Origin of the sequence: Mesorhizobium sp. M7A.F.Ca.CA.004.04.2.1 (genome assembly GCF_004022825.1) — a bacterium.
Taxonomy (GTDB): domain Bacteria; phylum Pseudomonadota; class Alphaproteobacteria; order Rhizobiales; family Rhizobiaceae; genus Mesorhizobium.
Map to the genome: position 1 here is coordinate 1 of NZ_RZPH01001634.1, position 674 is coordinate 674.

Annotated in this window: 1 protein-coding gene; it reads right to left on the bottom strand. The window is 66.3% G+C overall.

Features of this window, described 5'->3' with window-relative positions; translation table 11 throughout:
* On the bottom strand, positions 1-674 hold a 674-nt coding region (locus tag EN893_RS36620), incomplete at both ends, for a putative PEP-binding protein (protein ID WP_164901528.1).

The window sequence follows — 674 nt, forward strand, 5'->3', positions numbered from 1 at the left end:
GAGGAATACCGACAGGCAGCGGCGATGTTCGCCGCTGCCTGTCGGTATTCCTCCACAATGGCGATCATCGGAAACATCACTTTCAGATTGCCGTGCACCGCGGCGCGCAGCAGTGCCCGGATCTGTACACGAAACACCTCCGGTCTTGCCAGCGACAGCCTGATTCCGCGCAGGCCGAGGAACGGATTGCTCTCCTCGACGGTGAAGCCGGGCACCGGCTTGTCGCCGCCGGCATCGACGGTGCGGATCGTCACCGGTTTTTCACCAGCCCATTCCAGCACCTTGCGATAGGCGCGATACTGTGTCCCCTCGTCCGGCAGCGTCTTGCCGAACAGGAATTCGGTGCGCATCAGCCCGACCCCGTCGCAGGTGGCGATATCGATGCCGTCGACCTCGGACGGGTCGGCGATGTTGACCTGCATCCGCACCGCCGTGCCGGCCTTGGTCACCGCCGGTCGCGCCAGGAAGGTCCCGGCCCGATCGCGGCGCGCCCGGAATGATGAGGAGGATTGCCGAAAGGCAGCGATTTGGGCCTTCGAGGGCGAAAGCACGATGCCGCCATGTTCGGCGTCGAGCAGGGCGAGGGCGGCAAGGTGAGCCGGCGAATCACCGAGCCCGACCACCATGGGCACGCCGCGCGAGCGCGCCAGCATGGCGACGTGGCTGGCGGTGCT